Genomic DNA, 17,822 nt, shown 5'->3' with positions numbered 1-17,822 from the left:
CGGCACACGCCCCACCGCGGGTAAACCAGAACCCCTCGGCGGGCGGCGCGCACCATCATTCGGCCACCCCTGCCGAGGAGCGCCGCCATCGCCACCGACGACGACCTGCCGCCCCCCGCCGCTGCCCCGGCCGCGCCACGTGCGCGCCCCTGGCGGGTGCGCGCCGTGCTGTGGGCGCCCACGCTGGCCTTCGGCGCGGTGCTGACCATGCTGTGGATGCTGGTGGCGGCCTATGTTCTGCAAGCCCCACACGCACTGCTGCAACGCCAGCGCGACGACCTGGCCACCGGCGTGCGTGCCGTCGCCATGCAGACCGAGCCGGTGCTGCACCAGGCCGAGAGCGCCCTGCGCGGCCTGGACCTGTGGCTGCTGAACCGCCCCACCGAAAACGAACTGCCGCTGGCCGCCCTGCAAACCTTCGCCGGCACGGTGCGCGACGGCTCGCACCAGTTGGTGGACGTGATGCTGCTCAGCGCCACCGGCCAGTTGCGCCGCCTCGGCACTGAGGCGTCCACCGCCACGCCTGCCCCCACCGCCAGCCTCTCAGGCACCCCCGCGTTCGATGAAGCCAGCCAGCGCCGCGAGGGCATCACCCTGGGCCTGCCGGTGCGGGTGCCTGGCGCGGCGGGCGACCTGCGCAGCGCCCTGCCCCTGCTGCTGCGCCTGACCCGCCCGCGCGGCGACGACACCTTCGCCGTCGCGCTGATCGACCTGCAGCGCCTGCACGACGCGCAGAGCCTGCTCGTGCCACCGCCGCCCACCTCGCTGGTGATGCTGCGCAATGACGGCCTGGCACTCACGCGCCGGCCCGACGCGCCGGGCTTCGTCGGCCGCAACCTGTTCGACCAGTTCCCCACCACGCGCCAGGCCCTGGCGGGGGCTGAAGGCTTCTTTGCCAGCACCGGCGCGGCCACCGATGGCCAGCCCCGCATCGGCGCGTTCGTGACGCTGGACGACGTGGGCGTGAAGCTGGTGCTGTCCGCCACCGAAGACGCCGCCCTGGACGCCCACCGCCAGCAGCGCAGCCTGGTGCTGCTGGCGGCTCTGGCTGCCACCGTGCTGCTGCTGGCCGTGGCCCGCGGCTGGCACCGCCAGCAGCGCGCCGACCGCCTGCGCGAAGCCACGCTGCAGGCCACCAGCAACGCCATGCCGCTGGGCCTGTTCCGCACCGACGCCACCGGCCGCATCGTCTACGTGAACGACAGCTACCTGCAGGTGCACGGCCTGCGCCGCGATCAGGTGGAATGGGGCTGGACCACCCTGGTGCAGCCCGAGCAGCGCGACATGCTCATCCAGCGCTGGAAGCACCACATGGCCACCGGCGAGCCCATCGACATGGTGCGCAAGATGAAGCGCGGCGACGACGGGCGCATCCGCTGGATCTCGGTGCGCACCGCCCCGCTGTGGCTGGATGGCCGCGTGGCCGGCCAGGCCGGCACCGTGGAGGACGTGACCGAGCGGGGCGAGCAGCACAAAGCCCACCGCACGCTGGCCGCGGTGTTCGACATGACGCCCGACTTCGTCTGCCAGGCCAACGAGCGCGGCGACGTCACCTACCTGAACCCGGCTGCGCGCGAACACCTGGGCATGGCCCCGGATGCCGCCCTGGCCGGCGCCCACATCGACGACTACTTCACCGCCGAGCAGCTGGACCTGTACCGAAGCCGGGTGCTGCCCCAGGCCATGCAGGCGGGCCACTGGCGCGGCCGCATCACGCTGCAGCGCCAGCAAAGCCCCGCGCCCATGGACTGCCTGGTGATCGTGCACCGCGATGTGCGCGGCCGCATCGAGACGGTGTCGGTCATCTTGCGCGACCTGTCCGAGCAGTTGAAGGCCCAGCGCGAGCGTGAGCGCAGCGAAGCCATGCTGCTGGCCGTGGCCCACACCGCGCGGGCGCAGTTCCTGGTGGGCGACCTGGCCGGGCGCGTGGTGTTCTTCAATGCCGCGTTCGAGCAGCACCACCGCGTGGAGCTGCGCGCCTGGGCCGGCCGGCCCATCGCCGAACTGTTCGACGACGCGGCCTACGCCGCCCGCGCGCCGCTCATTGCCAGCGCCTTGGCCGGCGAAACCCGCCGCGCCCAGGTCAGCGAGGGCAGCCTCCGCGACGCGCGCAGCCTGGATGTGCAGTACGCCCCGCTTCGCGTGCAAAGCGGCAAGATCGACGGCGTGATCGCCATCGAGGTGGACGTGACCGATGCGCGGCGCGAAGAGGCCCGGCTGCGTGCGGCCTCGCAGACCGACCCGCTGACCCAACTGCTCAACCGCACCGGCTTCGAGGAAGGCGCCCGCCAGCTGCTGACCGCCGGCGCCGGCCAGCGCGTGGGCCTGCTCTACCTGGACCTGGACCGCTTCAAGCCCGTGAACGACCAGCACGGCCACCCCACCGGCGACGCCCTGCTCAAGGCCGTGGCGCTGCGCCTGCGCCATGCGCTGCGGCCGGCCGACCTGGTAGCCCGGCTGGGCGGCGACGAGTTCGCTGTGCTGCTGCCCCAACTGCACGGAGCCCAAGACGCCGACACCGTGGCCCACAAGCTGCTGCAGGCGCTGTCCACGCCCTATCACATCGGTGAGCTGGAACTGGAGATCGGTGTGAGCGTGGGCTTCTGCGTGGCCACCACCGGCAGCGTGGCGCTGGAAGCGCTGATCGCCAGCGCCGATGCGCACCTGTACGAGGCCAAACGCGCGGGCCGGGGCTGCGTGCGCGGCGCCGCCCTGTGAGCCGCGGCAACAGGGGCAATGTCAGTGGCAGTGGCAGCCGACGTCAGGCCGCCACGCCGGCCTTCACCTCGGCCAGCGCCAGCTGCAGCACGCGGGCATCGCTGCTGGCGCGGTGGCGGTTCAGGCGCTGACGCTGGCGCACCATGTCCACCACGCCGCGCCAGCGCAGGGCTTCGTCCTCGGTCAGCAGCTTGCGCAGGTCGTCGAGCCGAAACGCCAGCCGCAAACCGGCCACGTCGTAGAGCCGGGACAGCCAGGGGTAATCCTGCCCCCAACCGTCGCAATACACCGTCTCGCCCCGCAGCCGGGCGTTGAGTTGCTCGGCCATCCAGCGCGCGGGCCGGCCGTGGCGGCGCAGCAGGTCGCGGGTGATGCCGTGCAGCGACTCGGCGGCCGGGTCCCAGTGCAGCCAATCGGGCTCCGGCGCGATCAGGCCGCAGAACAGCGACCCGTTGGACGCGCAAAAGCCCACCTCGATCGGGTAACTGCCTCGGCCGAATCCCGAGGCCTCGATGTCCAGAATGGCCGGCGCTTGCATCCGGGGGAGTATGGCGCGGCGGCGCGCCGGCTCACACCGGGTTGTCGATGACCTGCTCGGCCGCAAACAGCGCCAACGCCGCACGGCCCACCTGCCGCGTGTCCCACCAGGCGTAGGCCCCCACGCCCGCCGCGCCGGCCAACGGCACCCAGCGCGAGAGGGCCCGGCTGGCGGCACGCTGGCCCAGCTGAACGCCCACCGCCTGGGCGGCGCGCTGCAGCAGCGCCTGGGCGGCCGGGCGCACCACCACCCGCTCGCCCACCCGCACCGCCACATCCCGCAGCGCCTGGGCCGCGGTGTGGCGGAACAGGCACCACATCATCTGCGTGGGGCCCAGCTCGGCACTGCGGCCGTACAGCGCGGCGATGTCGGCCACCAGCTGGCGCTGGATGTGCCACACCGCCAGCATCTCCGGCGCGATGGTGAGCCACCCCAGCGGGCCGGGAGGCAGCGCCAGCGACCCCGCCGCCAGCGCGGCCTTGGTGGCGGCGTGCTCGATGGCGCGGTCTGCCGCCCGGCGCGGGGCGTCGTCCGTGGGTTGCACCTGAGGCTCGGGGGGCAGCGCCACCAGGGCCAGCACGCGCTCGCTGAGGGTCGGTTCGTCAGACATGGCGGCATTCTGAACCCGCCCCGGATTGAGCGAACATGCCCCCCACCCCTTGCAGGAGCCCAGCGATGCAATCTCTCCCCTGGCGCGGCGTGTTTCCCGCCGTCACCACCAAGTTCCACGCCGACGAAAGCCTCGACTTCGAAGGCACGGCGCGGCACATCGATTTCCAGATCCGCAACGGCATCCACGGCGTGGTGTGCTGCGGCTCGCTGGGCGAGGCCAGCACCCTGCGGCTGGAAGAGAAGCTGGACGTGGCGCGCTGCGCGCTGGAGGTGGCGGCCGGGCGCGTGCCGGTGCTGGCCACGGTGTCGGAAACCAGCACGCGTGAGGCGCTGCGCTTCATCGACGGCGCCAACGCGTTGGGCGTGGCGGGCTACATGGTCATGCCCTCGGTCATCTACGTGGCCGATGCGCGCGAGGCCATGGCCAACGTGCGCGCCTTTGCCCAGGCCGCCCAGCGCCCGCTGATGGTCTACAACAACCCGGTGGCCTACCGGGTGGACCTGAAGCCCGAGCACTTTGCCGAACTCGCGGACGGCCCGCACAGCGAGCACATCGCCGCCATCAAGGAAAGCAGCGGCGACGTGACCCGCATCACCGACCTGCGCAACCTGCTGGGCGATCGCTACCGCCTCTTCATGGGCGTGGACGATCTGGCCTTCGAGGGCCTGGCGCTGGGCTGCGACGGCCTGCTGGCCGGTGTGGGCTGCGCTTTCCCGCGCGAAACCGTGACGATGTTCAACCTGATGCAGGAAGGCCGCTGGGACGAAGCCCGCGCCCTCTACCGCTGGATGACGCCGCTGCTGCACCTGGATGTGTCCACCAAGCTGGTGCAGAACCTCAAGCTCATCGATGCCCTGGTGGGTGTGGGCACCGAGCAAATGCGCCGCCCGCGCCTGCCGCTGGTGGGCGCCGAGCGCGCCCGGGTGGAAGCCCTGGTGGCTCACGCGCTGGCCACCCGGCCGGCGCACTGCCAATCTCAGCCATGACCTCACCCATGACGGTCATCATGCAGCGCATCCAAGTCATCGACTCCCACACCGGCGGCGAGCCCACCCGCGTGGTGGTGGGCGGCTTCCCCGCGCTGGGCACCGGCCCCATGGCCGACCGGCTGCAGCACCTGCGCGACCACCACGACGCCTGGCGTCGCGCCACGCTGCTGGAGCCGCGCGGCAGCGACGTGCTGGTGGGCGCCCTGCTCTGCCCGCCGCAGAACCCGGCGCACACCGCCGGGGTGATCTTCTTCAACAATGCCGGCTACCTGGGCATGTGCGGACACGGCACCATCGGGCTGGTGGCCACGCTGGCGCACCTGGGGCGCATCGGCCCCGGCGCGCACGTGGTTGAAACCCCGGTCGGCCCGGTCACGGCCACGCTGCACGACGACGGCCGCGTCAGCGTGCGCAACGTGCCGGCCCACCGGCTGGCGGCCGAGGTGGCCGTGACCCTGCCCGACGGTCAGGTCGTCACCGGCGACATCGCCTGGGGCGGCAACTGGTTCTTCCTGTGCGCCGACCATGGCCAGCGCATCGCGCCCGACCGCGTGCGCGCCCTCACCGACTACGCCGACACGCTGGCCCAGGCCCTGCACGCACAAGGCCACCGGGGCACGGGCGGCGCGGTGATCGACCACATCGAACTGTTTACTGACGCCGACCCGGCGCTGGCTGACAGCCAGAGCTTCGTGCTGTGCCCGGGGCGCGAATACGACCGCTCGCCCTGCGGCACCGGCACCAGCGCCAAGCTGGCCTGCCTGGTGGCGCGCGGCGAACTGGCGCCCGGCCAAGTGTGGCGCCAGGCGAGCGTGATCGGCAGCGTGTTCGAGGGCTGGGTGGAGCGCGACGGCGAGGCGCTGGTGCCCACCATCCGCGGGCAGGCCTTCATCAGCGCCGAGGCCACGCTGCTCATCGACCCGGCCGACCCCTTCGGCTGGGGCCTGCCGGGCCGCTGAGCCGCGGGGTCAGACCGGCTTCCAGAGGATGTAGTCGGCCTGGTACTTCACGATTTCGCGGCGGCCGGCGGTGCCGGCATCGCAGGCGCTGGCCGGCGCCACACCGCCGCGGGTGGCCACCCGCTGGATGTAGGCCACGCCCACCAGCGCACCGGCGCCGGTGGCGGGGTTGGCCTTCACCAGCTGAAGCGGCAGGTTGCCTGCGGACGCAGGCGCCACGGCCAGCTGCGCACCGGTCACGCGGGAGCCGTCGTCCGCCGCCCAGGTGGCCGGCGGGCCAAAGTAGGTGCCCACCTTGGCGCCGGCGCGGTTTTGCAGGTCGGCCTTGGGGCCGACGAACGCCCATTCGAAACTGCCCGCGGCCTGGGCCTTGGCCCGGCATTCGTAGGTGATCTCGCCCACGCCCACGGTTTCCATCGCCACGCGATGGCCGGCCGGCACCTTGACCGCGTCGGGCAGCGCGTCCTGGCTGAACACAGGCGCGGGCGGCGTGGTGGCACAGGCGGCCAGGGTCAGGGCGGCCACCAGGGGCACGGCGCGGGCGACGAAAGCTTGCATGGAGGGTCTCCGAAGTTGGAACAGGCTGCGGGCACACGCCCACGCCCGACCTACGCCAGCGGCTGCGGACTGGATGCAGACCGATGCAAAAAATCTTTTCGGCCGCCCCCACCGAGGCTCCCCCGCGGGATGACACCCAGAGCCGCGCCCCGCCCCCGCCCGGACAATCCCGCCCCCATGACATCTCTCCAACAACGACTGGCACGCGTCCCCGAGGGGTCGGCCGTGCTGTTCATGATCCAGGTCTTCGCCACACTGGGCTTTGCGGTGTTGCAGTCCACGCTGGTGCTGTACGCCACCCGGCGCCTGGGCTTCAGCAACGACCAGGCCGCGCTGATGATGGGCCTGTTCGGCGCCTTCAACTACGGGTTGCACCTGTTCGGCGGCTACCTGGGCGGGCGCTTCCTGAGCAACCGCAACCTGTTCGTGGGCGGCATGCTGCTGCAGGTGCTGGGCTGCGGCGCGATTGCTGGCGGCTCGCTGGCCGGGCTGTACTGGGGCCTGTCGCTGTTCCTGACCGGCAGCGGCCTGAACGTGACCTGCATCAACATGATGCTGACCCAGCGCTTCGCGCCGGACGACGACCGCCGCGAAAGCGCCTTCCTGTGGAACTACGCCGGCATGAACGTCGGCTTTTTCATCGGCTTCACAGTGGCAGGCCACTACCAGCTGAAAGAAATCTACGACCGCATCTTCTGGTTCGCCACCTTGGGCAACGCCATGGCCATCGTGCTGGCCCTGGTGTTCTGGCGCACGCTGGCGGACCGCGACACCCCGTTGAGCCAGCGCCAGGGCCTGGCCTTCTGGGGCCGCTTCGCCGTGGGCCTGGCGGTGCTGGCCGGCCTGGTGCCGCTGCTGGCCCGGCTGCTGCAAAACCCCACGGACACGGCCTTGGGCCTGAAGGCGCTGTGCGCTGGCGTGGCCGTGGTGCTGGTGGTGCTGACCCTGCGCCACCCCGTGCCTGCCGAGAAGCGGCGCATGCAGGCCTACCTGGTGCTCACGCTCGGGTCGCTGGTGTTTTGGTCGCTGTACCAGATGTCGCCCAACGGCCTGCAGATGTTTGCGGTCAGCAATGTCTGGATGAACGTGTGGGGTGTGCCGGTGGCGCCGCAGTGGGTGCAGAACATCAACACGGTGGTCATCGTCATCGGCGGCCCCTGGCTGGCGGCGTTGTTCGCGCGCTGGCGCGCCCGCGGCTGGCCGGTGGACATCCCGGCGCAGTTCGCAGCGTCGCTGGTGTTGATGGGGTTGGGTTTCCTCGCCCTGCCGCTGGGCATCCACTTCGCCGACCCGGCCACTGGCCGCAGCGATTTCGTCTGGCTGTTCCTCAACTACGTGCTGCAAAGCGTGGGCGAGCTGCTGATCTCGCCGGTGGGCTACGCCATGATCGGCCGCCTGGCGCCCAAGCAGTACCAGGGCGTGATGATGGGCAGCTGGATGCTGGTGACGGGCCTGGCCTCGCTGTTCGCCGGCGACTTCTCGGGCATGGTGGCCCAGCCGGTGGACGGCTCGGCCCTGAGCACCAACGGCGCCTATGCCACGCTGTTCACGCAGCTGGCCGTGGGCAGCCTGGTGATGGGCGCGGCCCTGTTCACGCTGCGGCCGTGGCTGCGCCGGCTGATCGACGGCGAAGCCCCGGCGCAGGCCTGAAGCCCTGAACGGCGCGGGCGCGGCCCCTCACTCGGGGAAGGCCCGGCGCAGCGCCTGCAGTTGCTCGGCCGTGAGGGCCATCATGAAGCCGTGGCGCAGCGTGGCCGGCATCTCGAAGCGGTTCCACTCCTTCACGCCCGAGTTGCCCCACACCTCCACCCACGGCCCTTCCAGCCGTGGTGCCATGGACAGGCCGTAGCTGGTGCCGGCGTACTGCTCGTAGTACAGGTACCAGTCCTGCCCGTTGGGCGCGCGGATCAGCGTGGGCGCCTCGCGGAAGGCGGGGCTCAGCGGCGGGCCGGGCTCCGGGTAGGGGCCCAGCAGCTGGGCCGCGCAGCTCATGCGGATGGTTTTGCCGGTGGTCCAGTTGTAGGACGGGTAGCGCTCGTCCTTCACCACCGCGCAGTAACCGCCGGCCGGGTTCGGCACGAGGAAAGTGTCGATGGTGGCCATGTCCCAATCGAACAGGCGCTTGGGCGCCGCAGGGAAGTGGCGCAGGTCTTTCGACGTGACATACATCGTGCGCTGGCTGGCCCAGTAGCGCTCGGGGTCGTCGGGCGAGCCGGGCACATTGGGCGTGTGCCACATCAGCACGAACTGCTGGCTGGGGGCGTCAAAGAACAGCTTGGGCGCGCCCATTGCTTGCAGCGGGTGCGGCTGGCCCTGGAAGCTGGCGAGGTCGGGTTTGTAGGTGCCGAACTTCGTCCACTTGACCAAGTCGTCCGACACCCAGAAGCGGATCTCCGGGTCTTCGTCGCTCTGGTTGCCCACCAGGTAGTAGCGGCCATCGCCGCCGCGCACGATGGACGGGTGGCCGTGGTACTCCTCGTTCACGGCCTTGCCGCGGTTCAGGCGCGTCCAGTGCAGGCCGTCGGTGCTGACGGCGTAGTGCAGCACGCCGTAACGGGCGTGCGTCATGTGGGCGAACAGGTAGCCGCCAGGGGCTGCGTCGGCGGCACGGGCCAGGCCCGTGACCGCGAGCAGCAACCCGGCGAGCCAGGTGTGCAACTTCATCGTTATCTCCTGTTGAATATCGGGCCGAGCGCCGGGCCGCTCCCAAGCCGGCCCGTCATGGCGATGTGCTCGCGGCTTGATGCCGCGGGCATCGCCGTCCCCTCGGGGGCTGAGGCCGGACACATGGCGCCCGGTGGGCGGCATGTGCCTGCCGAAGGGCTGCGGCACTGCCGCTGTGCGGTCTGCAAGACCCGGCTGGGCGCGCCCGCGTTCAGCGCGGCGGGAGCAGACGAGGGGCTCACGGCGCAGCCATCTGCCAGCGCTGGCAGTCGCCGCCCAGCCATTCCCATTGCGCCACGTTGGCGCCGTTGGCGGTGGAGCAGCCGGCCACATCCAGCACGCGGCCGCTGTGCTTGTTGACGATGCGCACATAGCCCGCACCGACGTTCTCGATGCCCCAGCGCTGGGCGGGCGCGCTGTTGCCCGTCCACTGCCGCACGTTGGCCCCCATCTGCAGCGAGGCGTCCTGCAGGTCCATCTTCAAGCTGCTGTTGACCGAGGTGAACTCGTAGAAGCCGTCGCTCGTCTGCGCCACGGCCCAGCGCTGGCAGTTGGCGCCGCTGTAGGGCCACTGCTGGATGTTGCCGCCCGCTGCGGTGGAGCACGCGTTGACGTCCAGCGCCTGGGCGCTGTGTTTCGCGATGACCTTGTAGGTGCCGTTGGCCACCGCGTTGGGGCTGACACGCTCGAAGCGCCAGCGCTGGCAGTCGCCGCCCAGCCACGTCCACTGCTGCACATTGGCGCCGGCCGCGGTCGAGCAGGCGTTCACGTCCAGCACGAGGTTGCTGTTCTGGTTGATGACGCGGTAGTAGCCGTCGCCCACCGGCTCGATGCGCCACTTCTGGCAGTTCAGGTTGTTGGCGGTGTACTGCTGCACGTTGCCGCCGGCGGCCGTCGAGCAACCGTTCACATCGAGCGCCTGCCCGCTGTGCTGGGCGGTGATGGTGTAGACGCCGTTGGCCACGTTGGCCACCTTCCAGCGCTGGCAGTCGCCGCCCACCCAGCCGTACTGCTGCACGTTGGCGCCCGGCGTCGTCGAGCAGCCGGCCACGTCCAGCACCTGGCCGCTGTGCTTGGCGACGAGGCGGTAGACGCCGTCGGCCACCGGGTGGTTGAGTGGCGCGCTGGCGAACTGCATGCGGCAGCCCATGCCGGCGAGCTGCAGCACGCGCTGGTTGTCGGCCGAGGGCAGCAGCTGGGTGCTGTAGTTGGTGCAGGCGTCGCCGCCAGTGAACACGGGCGTGGCCAGCGGCGTGGCGGCTTCGGTCCAGGCGCCCGCGCCGCCGTTGGTGTTGAACATGTAGACGCGGCCGGTCGCGTCTTCGTTGGTGCTGCCGTTGCTGTTGCGCCGCAGCAGCTGAGCCGTGAGCAACAGACGGCCCTGGGGGCTGCCGTCGTTCATCCACGTGATGGTGGGCGTGTGGCTGAAATGATGGCCGGCCGTGGACTCCACGCGAGTGCCCATGTTGCTGGCCGTGCCCCAGGCACTGCCGTTGCTGGAGGTGCGCAGATAGACGTCGCAGTTGCGGGAGCCACAGATCTCGTAGCTCATCACGTAGCTGCCGTTGGGCAGCCGGCGCACGATGGGCATGCCGGGGCGCAGGTCGCCGCCGTCGCTGATGCCGACGTCGATCACGTCGGAGCCCCAGGTCAGCCCGCCGTCGGTGGAGACCTTGTGGGCGATCAGCTGGTTGAAGCCGCCGGACTTGTACTCCTCGCTGGAATAGAACATCAGCAGGCGGCCCGCGCTGTCCACCGCGAACTCCGGTTCCCAGATGCCGGTGTTGCCGACGGCGGCCACCGCGTGTTGCGTCCAGGTGCGGCCCTGGTTGGTGCTGCGGTAGATGCGGAGGGTGTGGGTCGTGCCGTTGCGGCCGGTGGTGGCCCAGAACAGCGTGCCCGCGGCGGTGCTGCCGAGTTGCTGCGGCACCTCCCACAGGCCGCTGCAGCAGTGCCAGGTCTCGGGCACCGTAATGCTGCCGACCTGGGCCCAGCTGGCGCCTTGGTTGGTGCTCTCGTAGATCAGCGACTGGCTGCCGCCGAGGTCGTGCGAGGCGATCAGCCGCCCGTTGGCCGCGCCGCTGGCGGCGAGGCGGATCATGCGCGGGTAGAAACTGTCCTGCGTGGTGTTCAGCACCACCTCGGCCGCGCGGGCCGGGGTGCCGAACAGCAGCGCGCACAGCGCGAACGTCAAAGCGAGCAACGCTCTCATGCCTGTCTCCTTCGTGGTGGAAGAGGCGGCTCTGACGGCCGCTCCGCGGGGGCCTCCCCCTGGTCGATCAGCGGCCGAACTGGATCAGCGCGCGGTTGGCCTTCTTGACCTGCGCGAAGTCCAGCTTCTGCACCTGGCGGTCGTAGGTGAAGAAGCCGTTGAGCTCTTCCTCCACGTCCGTCGTCTCGGTGTAGACGGCCGCGCTCAGGCCCTGGGTGGCGGCGTACTCGCGCAGGCGGGCGGCCTGCTCCACATACACCTTGGTCACGGCTTCCTTGCTCTCGTAGAGCAGGTAGCAGCACTTGCTGTCGGGCCGGTACATGTGGCCGGGCACGCGCAGGCTGTTGCCGCCGTACTCGCCCAGCACCGCCACGCGGCCCGGCTGCCAGTTCACCCAGGCGGGGCCGGGGTAGTCGTGCAGGTCGATGAGGTCGCCCTTGCCCTGGTCGGCCGGCTCGAAGTTGATGCCGGAGTGGGTGTTGACGAGGCGGCTAGCGTCCAGCGCCTTGAAGGCGTCGGCCATGCGGCGGTGCTCGAAGTCGCCCCAGCTCTCGTTGAAGATGACCCAGGTGACGATGGACGGCACCGAGCGAAGCTGATCGACGATTTCGCGCATCTGGCCTTCGGTGCGGGCGCGCACGGTCAGGTTGGTCTCGGCGTCCCAGGCCTGGGGCATGTCCTGCCACACCAGCAGGCCCAGCTTGTCGGCCCAATAGAACCAGCGCGCCGGCTCCACCTTGATGTGCTTGCGCACCATGTTGAAGCCCAGGTCCTTGGTGGCCTGCAGGTCGAACTTCAGCGCTTCATCCGTCGGCGCGGTGTAGAGGCCGTCGGGCCAGAAGCCTTGGTCCAGTGGGCCGAACTGGAAGACGAACTTGCCATTGAGCAGCGGGCGCGGCACGCCGGCAACAACGCCCACGGCGATGCTGCGCATGCCGAAGTAGCTGTCCACCTGGTCGACGACCTTGTCACCGCGCTTGAGCGTGACCTTGAGGTCGTACAGGAAGGGGTCGTCCGGTGACCACAGGCGGGGCTTGGGCACGGCCAGCGTCAGCTCGGTGCCCGGGCGGCCGGTGACGCGGCCCACGGGCTTGCCGTCGCGCAGGGCCACGGCTTCCACCTCGGCGTCGGCATCGGCGCGCACGATGAGTTGCAGCTGCTGCTTGGCCACGTCGGGCGTCAGGTCCAGCCGGGCCACGTGGGCAGCGCCCACCGGCTCCAGCCACACCGTCTGCCAGATGCCGGAGCTGGGCGTGTAGAAGATGCCGCCGGGTTTGAGCGACTGCTTGCCCACCATGCCGTCGCCGGTGCTGGGGTCGAACACGGCCACCACCAGCTCGTTGGCGCCGGGCTTGAGCTGGTCGGTGATGTCGAAGCTGAAGGCCGTGTAGCCGCCGTCATGGAAGCCCACGCGGGTGCCGTTGACGTAGACCGTGGCCACGCGGTCCACCGCGCCGAAGTTGATGCGCACGCGCTGGCCGGCCCAGTTCGCGGGGATCTCGAAGCTGCGGCGGTACCAGAGGTTCACTTCGCCCAGGCGCTCGATGCCCGAGAGGCGCGACTCCACCGGGTAGGGCACGCGCACCTTCTGCACCACGGCCGGAAAGGCCGGCGGGTTGGCGGGCACGTGCAGCGCATCGGGCGCGCCCTTGCCGCCCCAGTAATCCCAGGGGCCGTTGAGGTTGAGCCACTCCTTTCGGACCAGCTGCGGGCGCGGGTACTCGGGCAGCGGCACGGCGGCCTTCTCGGCGGCGTCGGTCCAGGGTGTGGTCAGCCGCACGCCGGGGACGAAAGGTTTTTCGGGTTCCTGCGCGTGGGCGGCGGTGCCAGCCAGCGCGAGAACGAGGGCGGAAATCAGCAGTCTCATGACAAACCTCGTGGAAAGATTCAGTGCGGCGCGCGGCGGCGCCCGGACAGCAGCACCAGCGCGCGCTGCAGCCCGCAGAACAAGCCCAGCAGCGCGCCGATGACGATGCGCGTCCACCAGGAACTCAAAGTGCCGTCGAACAGGATCAGCGTCTGGATCAGGCCCAGCATCAGCACGCCGGTCAGCGCGCCCAGCAGGTGGCCGGTGCCGCCACTGAGCAGCGCGCCGCCGATGACCACGGCCGCAATCGCATCCAGCTCCAGCCCCTGCGCATGCAGGCCGTAGCCCGACAGCGTGTAGATGCCGAAGAGCACGCCACCCAAAGCCGCGCAGCCGCCGCTGACGGCGTAGACGCCGATGCGCGTGGCGGCCACCGGCAGGCCCATCAGGCGCGCCGACGTCTCCTGCCCACCCAGTGCGTAGACCGCACGGCCGAAGCCGGTGGAGCGAGCCACCCACACAGCCAAGGCCAGCACCAGCAGCGCCGCGACCGCACCGGGCGTGATCTCACCCAACGCGCCCACCGACCAGCGCGCCTGGGACCACGCGGCCAGCGTGGCGTCGGTGATGGGGATGGAGTCCACGCTCAGCAGGTAGCACAGGCCGCGCGCCAGAAAGAGCCCGGCCAGCGTGACGATGAAAGGCGGCACCTCGAAGGCCTGGATGACCCAGCCCATCACCGCCCCGAAGGCCGCGCCGCCCAGCACCAGGCCAGGGATGAGCAGGGCCGGCGGCAGGTGGGCGCGCTCCACGCCCAGGGCCAGCAGCATGGTGGTGAGCGCCACGACCGAGCCCACGGACAGGTCGATGCCGCCGGACAGGATCACGAAGCTCATGCCCACCGCCACCACGAGCAGGAAGGCGTTGTCGATCAACAGGTTCAGCAGCACCTGGCCGGCCAGCAGGCCGGGGTAGGCCCACGCGCCCGCCAGCGTGGCGAGCACCAGCAGCACCACCGAGGCCCAGCTCGGCAGGTCTTGGGTGTTGAATTTCATGCCTTGCGCCCTCCCCGCGTCCACACGGGCGACTGGCTGATGGACACGACGAACACCACCCCGGCCTTGACCACCAGCGTGACCTCCGGCGCGATGCCCAGCGCGTAGATGCTGGTGGTGAGCGTCTGGATGATGAGTGCGCCGAGCAGGCTGCCGCGCAGGCTGAAGCGTCCGCCCAGCAGCGAGGTGCCGCCCAGCGTGACGGCGAGGATGGCGTCCAGCTCCAGCATCAGGCCGGCGTTGTTGGCGTCGGCGCTCTGGATGTTGGCGCTGATCATCAGCCCCGCCACGCCCGCGCACAGGCCGCAGGCCACGTACACCGCCAGCAGCAGCGCCGCCGCATGGATGCCCGCCAGGCGTGCGGCCGCCGGGTTGGCCCCGGCCGCCTGCAGGAACAGGCCCAACGCCGTGCGGTGCTTGAGCACACCCAGCAGCGCCGCCAAGGCCAGCGCCAGCCAGGGCGCGAACGGCAGGCCCAGCAGGAAGCCGTTGCCCATGAAGGCGTAGCCCGGGTGGCTGAGGGTCAGGATCTGCCCGTCGGTGATCAGCTGCGCGATGCCGCGTCCGGCCGTCATCAGGATGAGCGTGGCGATGATGGGCTGGATGCCACCGGCCACGACGAGCAGGCCGTTGAACAGACCGCACAGCGCCGCGGCGCCCAGGCCAGCGGCAAGGGCCAGCAGCAATGAGCCGCCATCGTTCAGCAGCGCCGCCGCCACCGTGGCCGTGATGGCCACGACCGCGCCCACCGAGATGTCGATGCCGCGCACCGCGATCACCAGCGTCATGCCCATGGCCACCACCATCAGCGGCGCGGCGCGGTTGACGATGTCGATCAGCGGGCCGAAGGCGTGGCCGTCCTGCCAGCGCAGGCTGACGAAGCCGGGGTTGAGCCCGGCATTCAGCACCCAGAGCGCCAGCAACACCCAGCCGGCGTGTTTCACGGAACCCTTCATGCGCCCGCCCCCGCCATCACACGCAGCAGTTGCGCTTCGCTCAGGCCGCGGGCGCTCAGTGCGGCGACCTGGCGGCGCTCGCGCAGCACAGCCACGCGGTGGCTCACGCGCAGCACCTCGGGCAGCTCGGAGGAAATGAACACCAGCGCCAGGCCTTCGCGGCACAGCTGCAGCACCTGGTCCATCAGGTCCTGCTTGGCGGCGATGTCGATGCCGCGCGTGGGTTCGTCCAGGATGAGCAGGCGCGGCTCGGTGGCCAGCCACCGGGCCAGGATGGCCTTCTGCTGGTTGCCGCCGGAGAGCAGGCCGATGGGCGTCTCGGCATCGGCTGTCTTGATGCCCAGCTGGCGGATGAAGCGCTCGGCCAGCTGGCGCTGCGCCGCGCGCGGCAGCAGGCGAAGCACGCCGCGCCGGGCCTGCAGCGCGAGCAGGATGTTCTCGCGCACGCTGAGTTCGGCCACGATGCCGTCCACCTTGCGCTCCTCGGGGCAGAAGGCGATGCCGGCGCGAATGGCGTCGCGCGGGCCGCGCAGTGTGAGCGGGCGGCCGTCGATTTGGAGGGTGCCACGGTCGGCCCGGTCCGCGCCGAACAGCAGCCGCGCGGCCTCGGTGCGGCCGGCGCCCAGCAGCCCGGCCAGGCCCAGCACTTCGCCGGGGGCGACGGTGAGGTCCAGCCCTTCCACGGCGTTGCGGCGGCCCAGTGCGGCGGTTTGCAGCAGCGGGGCGGCGTGTGGCGCCACGTCATCGACGGCAGTCGTCGTGGTGGTGGACAGCTCGCGGCCGATCATCAGCTGCACCAGCTGCATGCGCGGCAGGTCTGCCGCGTACTGACCGACGAACTCGCCGTTGCGCATCACGGTGAAACGGTCGGCCACCGCGTAGGCCTGGTCCAGGAAGTGGGTGACCAGCAAGAGGGCCACGCCCTCGCCGCGCAGCTGGCGCAGCAGCGCGAGCAGGCGGGCGGTCTCGGCCTCGTCCAGGCTGGAGGTGGGCTCGTCCAGGATGAGCACGCGGGCGCGCTGGTGCAGTGAGCGGGCAATGGCCACCATCTGCTGCAGCGCCACGGGCAGTTCGCCCAAGGTTTGGCGCACGTCCAGCGTCAGCCCCAGGCGGGCCAGAGCGCCCTCGGCCTCGCGGCGGGCGGCGCGCCAGTCCACGCCCCACCAGCGCCGGGGCAGGCGCCCGGCCAGCAGGTTCTCGGCCACGCTGAGGTTGGGGCAGAGCTGCACCTCCTGGTGCACGACGGCGATGCCGGCGTGTTGCGACTGCAGCGGCGTGCGCGCGTCAAACGCGCGGCCGTCGAGCTGGATGTCGCCCGCGTCGCGGCCCTGCACGCCGGCCAAGATCTTGATCAGCGTGGACTTGCCCGCGCCGTTCTGACCCATCAGCACCTGGACCTCGCCCGCGCGCAGCGTCAGCGCCGCGCTGACGAGCGCCGGCACGCCGCCAAAGGCCTTGGCCACGTTGCGGGCCTGAAGCACCACCTCCCCCATGGCCGATCAGTACTTGCGCTTGGGCAGTTCTTTGGCGGCAACCTCGGCGGGGAACACGCCTTCTTCGGTCACCATGCGGCGCGGCAGGGTCTTGCCGGCCTTGAGGTCTTTCACGGCCTGCATCAGCTGCGGGCCCAGCAGCGGGCTGCACTCCACCGTCACGTTCAGCTTGCCGGCCACCATGGCCTGGAAGGCGCCCTTCACGCCGTCGATGGAAACGATGAGGATGTCCACGCCGGGCTTGAGGCCGGCCTCTTCGATGGCCTGGATGGCGCCGAGCGCCATGTCGTCGTTGTGGGCGTAGAGCGCGTGCACCTTCTTGCCGGCCTCGGCCTTCAGAAAGGCTTCCATCACCTCCTTGCCCTTGGCGCGGCTGAAGTCGCCGGTCTGCGAGCGCGCGATCTTCAGGCGCGGGTCGGCCTTGATGGCCTCCTCGAAGCCCTTCTTGCGGTCTTGCGCGGGCGCAGCACCCACGGTGCCCTGCAGCTCCAGGATGCGCACTTCCTCCTTGCCGCCCTTGGTCTTGTCCAGCAGCCAGCGGCCGGCGCGGCGGCCTTCTTCGACGAAGTCCGAGCCCATGAAGCTGACCCACAGGCTCTCGTCGGCTTCCTTCACCAGGCGGTCGGTGAGGATGACCGGGATGCCCGCGGCCTTGGCCTCGCGCAGCACCGTGCCCCAGCCGGTTTCCACCACGGGCGACAGCGCGATCACGTCCACCTTCTGCGCGATGAAGGCACGCAGGGCCTTGATCTGGTTCTCCTGCTTCTGCTGCGCGTCGGCGAACTTGAGCTCGATGCCGGCATCCTTGGCGGCCTGCTTGATGGACGCGGTGTTGGCGGTGCGCCATTCGCTCTCGGCGCCGATCTGAGAGAAGCCCAGCACCAGCTTCTTGTCGGCGGCCCCGGCAGGCCCGCACAGCGTGGCCCCGGTGGCCAGAACGGCCAAGGCGGCGAGCAGGCGGCGGCGTGGACGGATGTTCATGGCATGACTCCTGAAGGTGAACGGCTTGCGGGCGGGCTCGCTTCGGGCCGGGAACCCGCGCGCAAACAGTCGGGTGGGGAATCGTTCGGAAAAAGGCCGCCCCGACACGCGCTCCAGCGAGCGCGTGCACGAGGTCGGCAAAAGAGCGGCGCCGAACCACGCCGCACGGAGATCGTTGAGGGGCGCCCGGCATTTCGGGCCGAGCGCCGGGCCGCCCCAAGCCGGCCCGCCTGGCGATGTGTGAGCGGCTCAACGCCGCGAACATCGCCATCCCCCTCG

At 70.7% G+C, this 17,822-nt stretch carries 14 protein-coding genes; 4 read left to right on the top strand and 10 right to left on the bottom strand.

Annotation, left to right across the window (positions count from 1 at the left end; translation table 11 throughout):
• Positions 1–165 precede the first annotated feature (165 nt).
• Positions 166–2,718: a diguanylate cyclase domain-containing protein gene (locus ACG01O_RS00945; RefSeq protein ID WP_394380201.1), complete on the top strand. Its 2,553-nt coding sequence runs from the start codon at positions 166–168 to the stop codon at positions 2,716–2,718.
• Positions 2,719–2,761: 43 nt separating this feature from the next.
• On the opposite strand, the gene ACG01O_RS00940 is transcribed toward ACG01O_RS00945, so the two are convergent.
• Positions 2,762–3,256 carry a 3'-5' exonuclease gene (locus ACG01O_RS00940; RefSeq protein WP_394380198.1) on the bottom strand — a complete coding sequence of 165 codons (495 nt, stop codon included), beginning with the start codon at positions 3,254–3,256 and terminating at the stop codon, positions 2,762–2,764.
• Positions 3,257–3,287: 31 nt separating this feature from the next.
• Positions 3,288–3,866, bottom strand: coding sequence for a hypothetical protein (locus ACG01O_RS00935; RefSeq protein ID WP_394380195.1), 579 nt, complete (start codon positions 3,864–3,866; stop codon positions 3,288–3,290).
• Between the two features lie 65 nt (positions 3,867–3,931).
• Between ACG01O_RS00935 and ACG01O_RS00930 the strand changes: the two genes are divergently transcribed.
• Both ACG01O_RS00930 and ACG01O_RS00925 read left to right on the top strand, forming a co-directional pair.
• Positions 3,932–4,855 (top strand): dihydrodipicolinate synthase family protein, encoded by a 924-nt coding sequence (locus ACG01O_RS00930; RefSeq protein ID WP_394380193.1) that lies wholly within the window; start codon positions 3,932–3,934, stop codon positions 4,853–4,855.
• Between the two features lie 20 nt (positions 4,856–4,875).
• Entirely contained in the window at positions 4,876–5,817 is a 942-nt protein-coding gene (locus tag ACG01O_RS00925; protein ID WP_394382452.1) for a 4-hydroxyproline epimerase, read from the top strand.
• Positions 5,818–5,826: 9 nt separating this feature from the next.
• Here ACG01O_RS00925 and ACG01O_RS00920 read toward each other — a convergent pair whose 3' ends face one another.
• Positions 5,827–6,375, bottom strand: a complete 549-nt coding sequence (locus tag ACG01O_RS00920; protein ID WP_394380189.1) for a DUF3455 domain-containing protein — start codon at positions 6,373–6,375, stop codon at positions 5,827–5,829.
• Positions 6,376–6,552: 177 nt separating this feature from the next.
• On the opposite strand from ACG01O_RS00920, the gene ACG01O_RS00915 reads away from it, so the two are divergent.
• A complete protein-coding gene (locus tag ACG01O_RS00915) occupies positions 6,553–8,025 on the top strand; it encodes a peptide MFS transporter (protein ID WP_394380187.1) in 1,473 nt (490 codons plus the stop codon).
• Between the two features lie 27 nt (positions 8,026–8,052).
• Here ACG01O_RS00915 and ACG01O_RS00910 read toward each other — a convergent pair whose 3' ends face one another.
• From ACG01O_RS00910 to ACG01O_RS00880, 7 genes are all read right to left on the bottom strand, one after another.
• The gene (locus ACG01O_RS00910) at positions 8,053–9,039 is read right to left on the bottom strand and encodes a glycoside hydrolase family protein (protein WP_394380184.1); all 987 of its coding nucleotides are present in this window, start codon (positions 9,037–9,039) and stop codon (positions 8,053–8,055) included.
• Between the two features lie 238 nt (positions 9,040–9,277).
• On the bottom strand, positions 9,278–11,251 hold the full coding sequence (locus ACG01O_RS00905) for an RICIN domain-containing protein (RefSeq protein ID WP_394380181.1): 1,974 nt from the start codon (positions 11,249–11,251) through the stop codon (positions 9,278–9,280).
• A gap of 67 nt (positions 11,252–11,318) precedes the next feature.
• Complete coding sequence (locus ACG01O_RS00900; RefSeq protein ID WP_394380178.1) at positions 11,319–13,118, bottom strand: glycoside hydrolase family 2 protein; 1,800 nt, start codon at positions 13,116–13,118, stop codon at positions 11,319–11,321.
• 20 nt (positions 13,119–13,138) lie between these two features.
• Positions 13,139–14,113, bottom strand: coding sequence for a galactofuranose ABC transporter, permease protein YjfF (yjfF, locus tag ACG01O_RS00895; protein ID WP_394380175.1), 975 nt, complete (start codon positions 14,111–14,113; stop codon positions 13,139–13,141).
• Positions 14,110–15,069, bottom strand: coding sequence for an ABC transporter permease (locus ACG01O_RS00890; RefSeq protein WP_394380172.1), 960 nt, complete (start codon positions 15,067–15,069; stop codon positions 14,110–14,112). The genes yjfF and ACG01O_RS00890 overlap by 4 nt, the downstream gene beginning before the upstream one ends.
• The gene (locus tag ACG01O_RS00885; RefSeq protein WP_394380169.1) at positions 15,066–16,562 is read right to left on the bottom strand and encodes a sugar ABC transporter ATP-binding protein; all 1,497 of its coding nucleotides are present in this window, start codon (positions 16,560–16,562) and stop codon (positions 15,066–15,068) included. The genes ACG01O_RS00890 and ACG01O_RS00885 overlap by 4 nt, the downstream gene beginning before the upstream one ends.
• 6 nt (positions 16,563–16,568) lie before the next feature.
• Positions 16,569–17,543, bottom strand: coding sequence for an ABC transporter substrate-binding protein (locus tag ACG01O_RS00880; protein WP_394380166.1), 975 nt, complete (start codon positions 17,541–17,543; stop codon positions 16,569–16,571).
• Between the last annotated feature and the right edge of the window lie 279 nt (positions 17,544–17,822).

The sequence above is a fragment of the Pelomonas baiyunensis genome, assembly GCF_043555935.1.
Lineage (GTDB): Bacteria > Pseudomonadota > Gammaproteobacteria > Burkholderiales > Burkholderiaceae_C > Pelomonas > Pelomonas baiyunensis.
This window is presented reverse-complemented; position numbering and strand designations above follow the sequence as displayed.

Excerpts from the sequence above, each read along its gene's own strand:
- ACG01O_RS00940 (WP_394380198.1), bottom strand. The coding sequence starts at position 3,256 with ATGCAAGCGCCGGCCATTCTGGACATCGAGGCCTCGGGATTCGGCCGA.
- ACG01O_RS00935 (WP_394380195.1), bottom strand. The coding sequence starts at position 3,866 with ATGTCTGACGAACCGACCCTCAGCGAGCGCGTGCTGGCCCTGGTGGCG.
- ACG01O_RS00930 (WP_394380193.1), top strand. The coding sequence starts at position 3,932 with ATGCAATCTCTCCCCTGGCGCGGCGTGTTTCCCGCCGTCACCACCAAG.
- ACG01O_RS00925 (WP_394382452.1), top strand. The coding sequence starts at position 4,876 with ATGCAGCGCATCCAAGTCATCGACTCCCACACCGGCGGCGAGCCCACC.
- ACG01O_RS00920 (WP_394380189.1), bottom strand. The coding sequence starts at position 6,375 with ATGCAAGCTTTCGTCGCCCGCGCCGTGCCCCTGGTGGCCGCCCTGACC.
- ACG01O_RS00915 (WP_394380187.1), top strand. The coding sequence starts at position 6,553 with ATGACATCTCTCCAACAACGACTGGCACGCGTCCCCGAGGGGTCGGCC.
- ACG01O_RS00910 (WP_394380184.1), bottom strand. The coding sequence starts at position 9,039 with ATGAAGTTGCACACCTGGCTCGCCGGGTTGCTGCTCGCGGTCACGGGC.
- ACG01O_RS00905 (WP_394380181.1), bottom strand. The coding sequence starts at position 11,251 with ATGAGAGCGTTGCTCGCTTTGACGTTCGCGCTGTGCGCGCTGCTGTTC.
- ACG01O_RS00900 (WP_394380178.1), bottom strand. The coding sequence starts at position 13,118 with ATGAGACTGCTGATTTCCGCCCTCGTTCTCGCGCTGGCTGGCACCGCC.
- yjfF (WP_394380175.1), bottom strand. The coding sequence starts at position 14,113 with ATGAAATTCAACACCCAAGACCTGCCGAGCTGGGCCTCGGTGGTGCTG.
- ACG01O_RS00890 (WP_394380172.1), bottom strand. The coding sequence starts at position 15,069 with ATGAAGGGTTCCGTGAAACACGCCGGCTGGGTGTTGCTGGCGCTCTGG.
- ACG01O_RS00885 (WP_394380169.1), bottom strand. The coding sequence starts at position 16,562 with ATGGGGGAGGTGGTGCTTCAGGCCCGCAACGTGGCCAAGGCCTTTGGC.
- ACG01O_RS00880 (WP_394380166.1), bottom strand. The coding sequence starts at position 17,543 with ATGAACATCCGTCCACGCCGCCGCCTGCTCGCCGCCTTGGCCGTTCTG.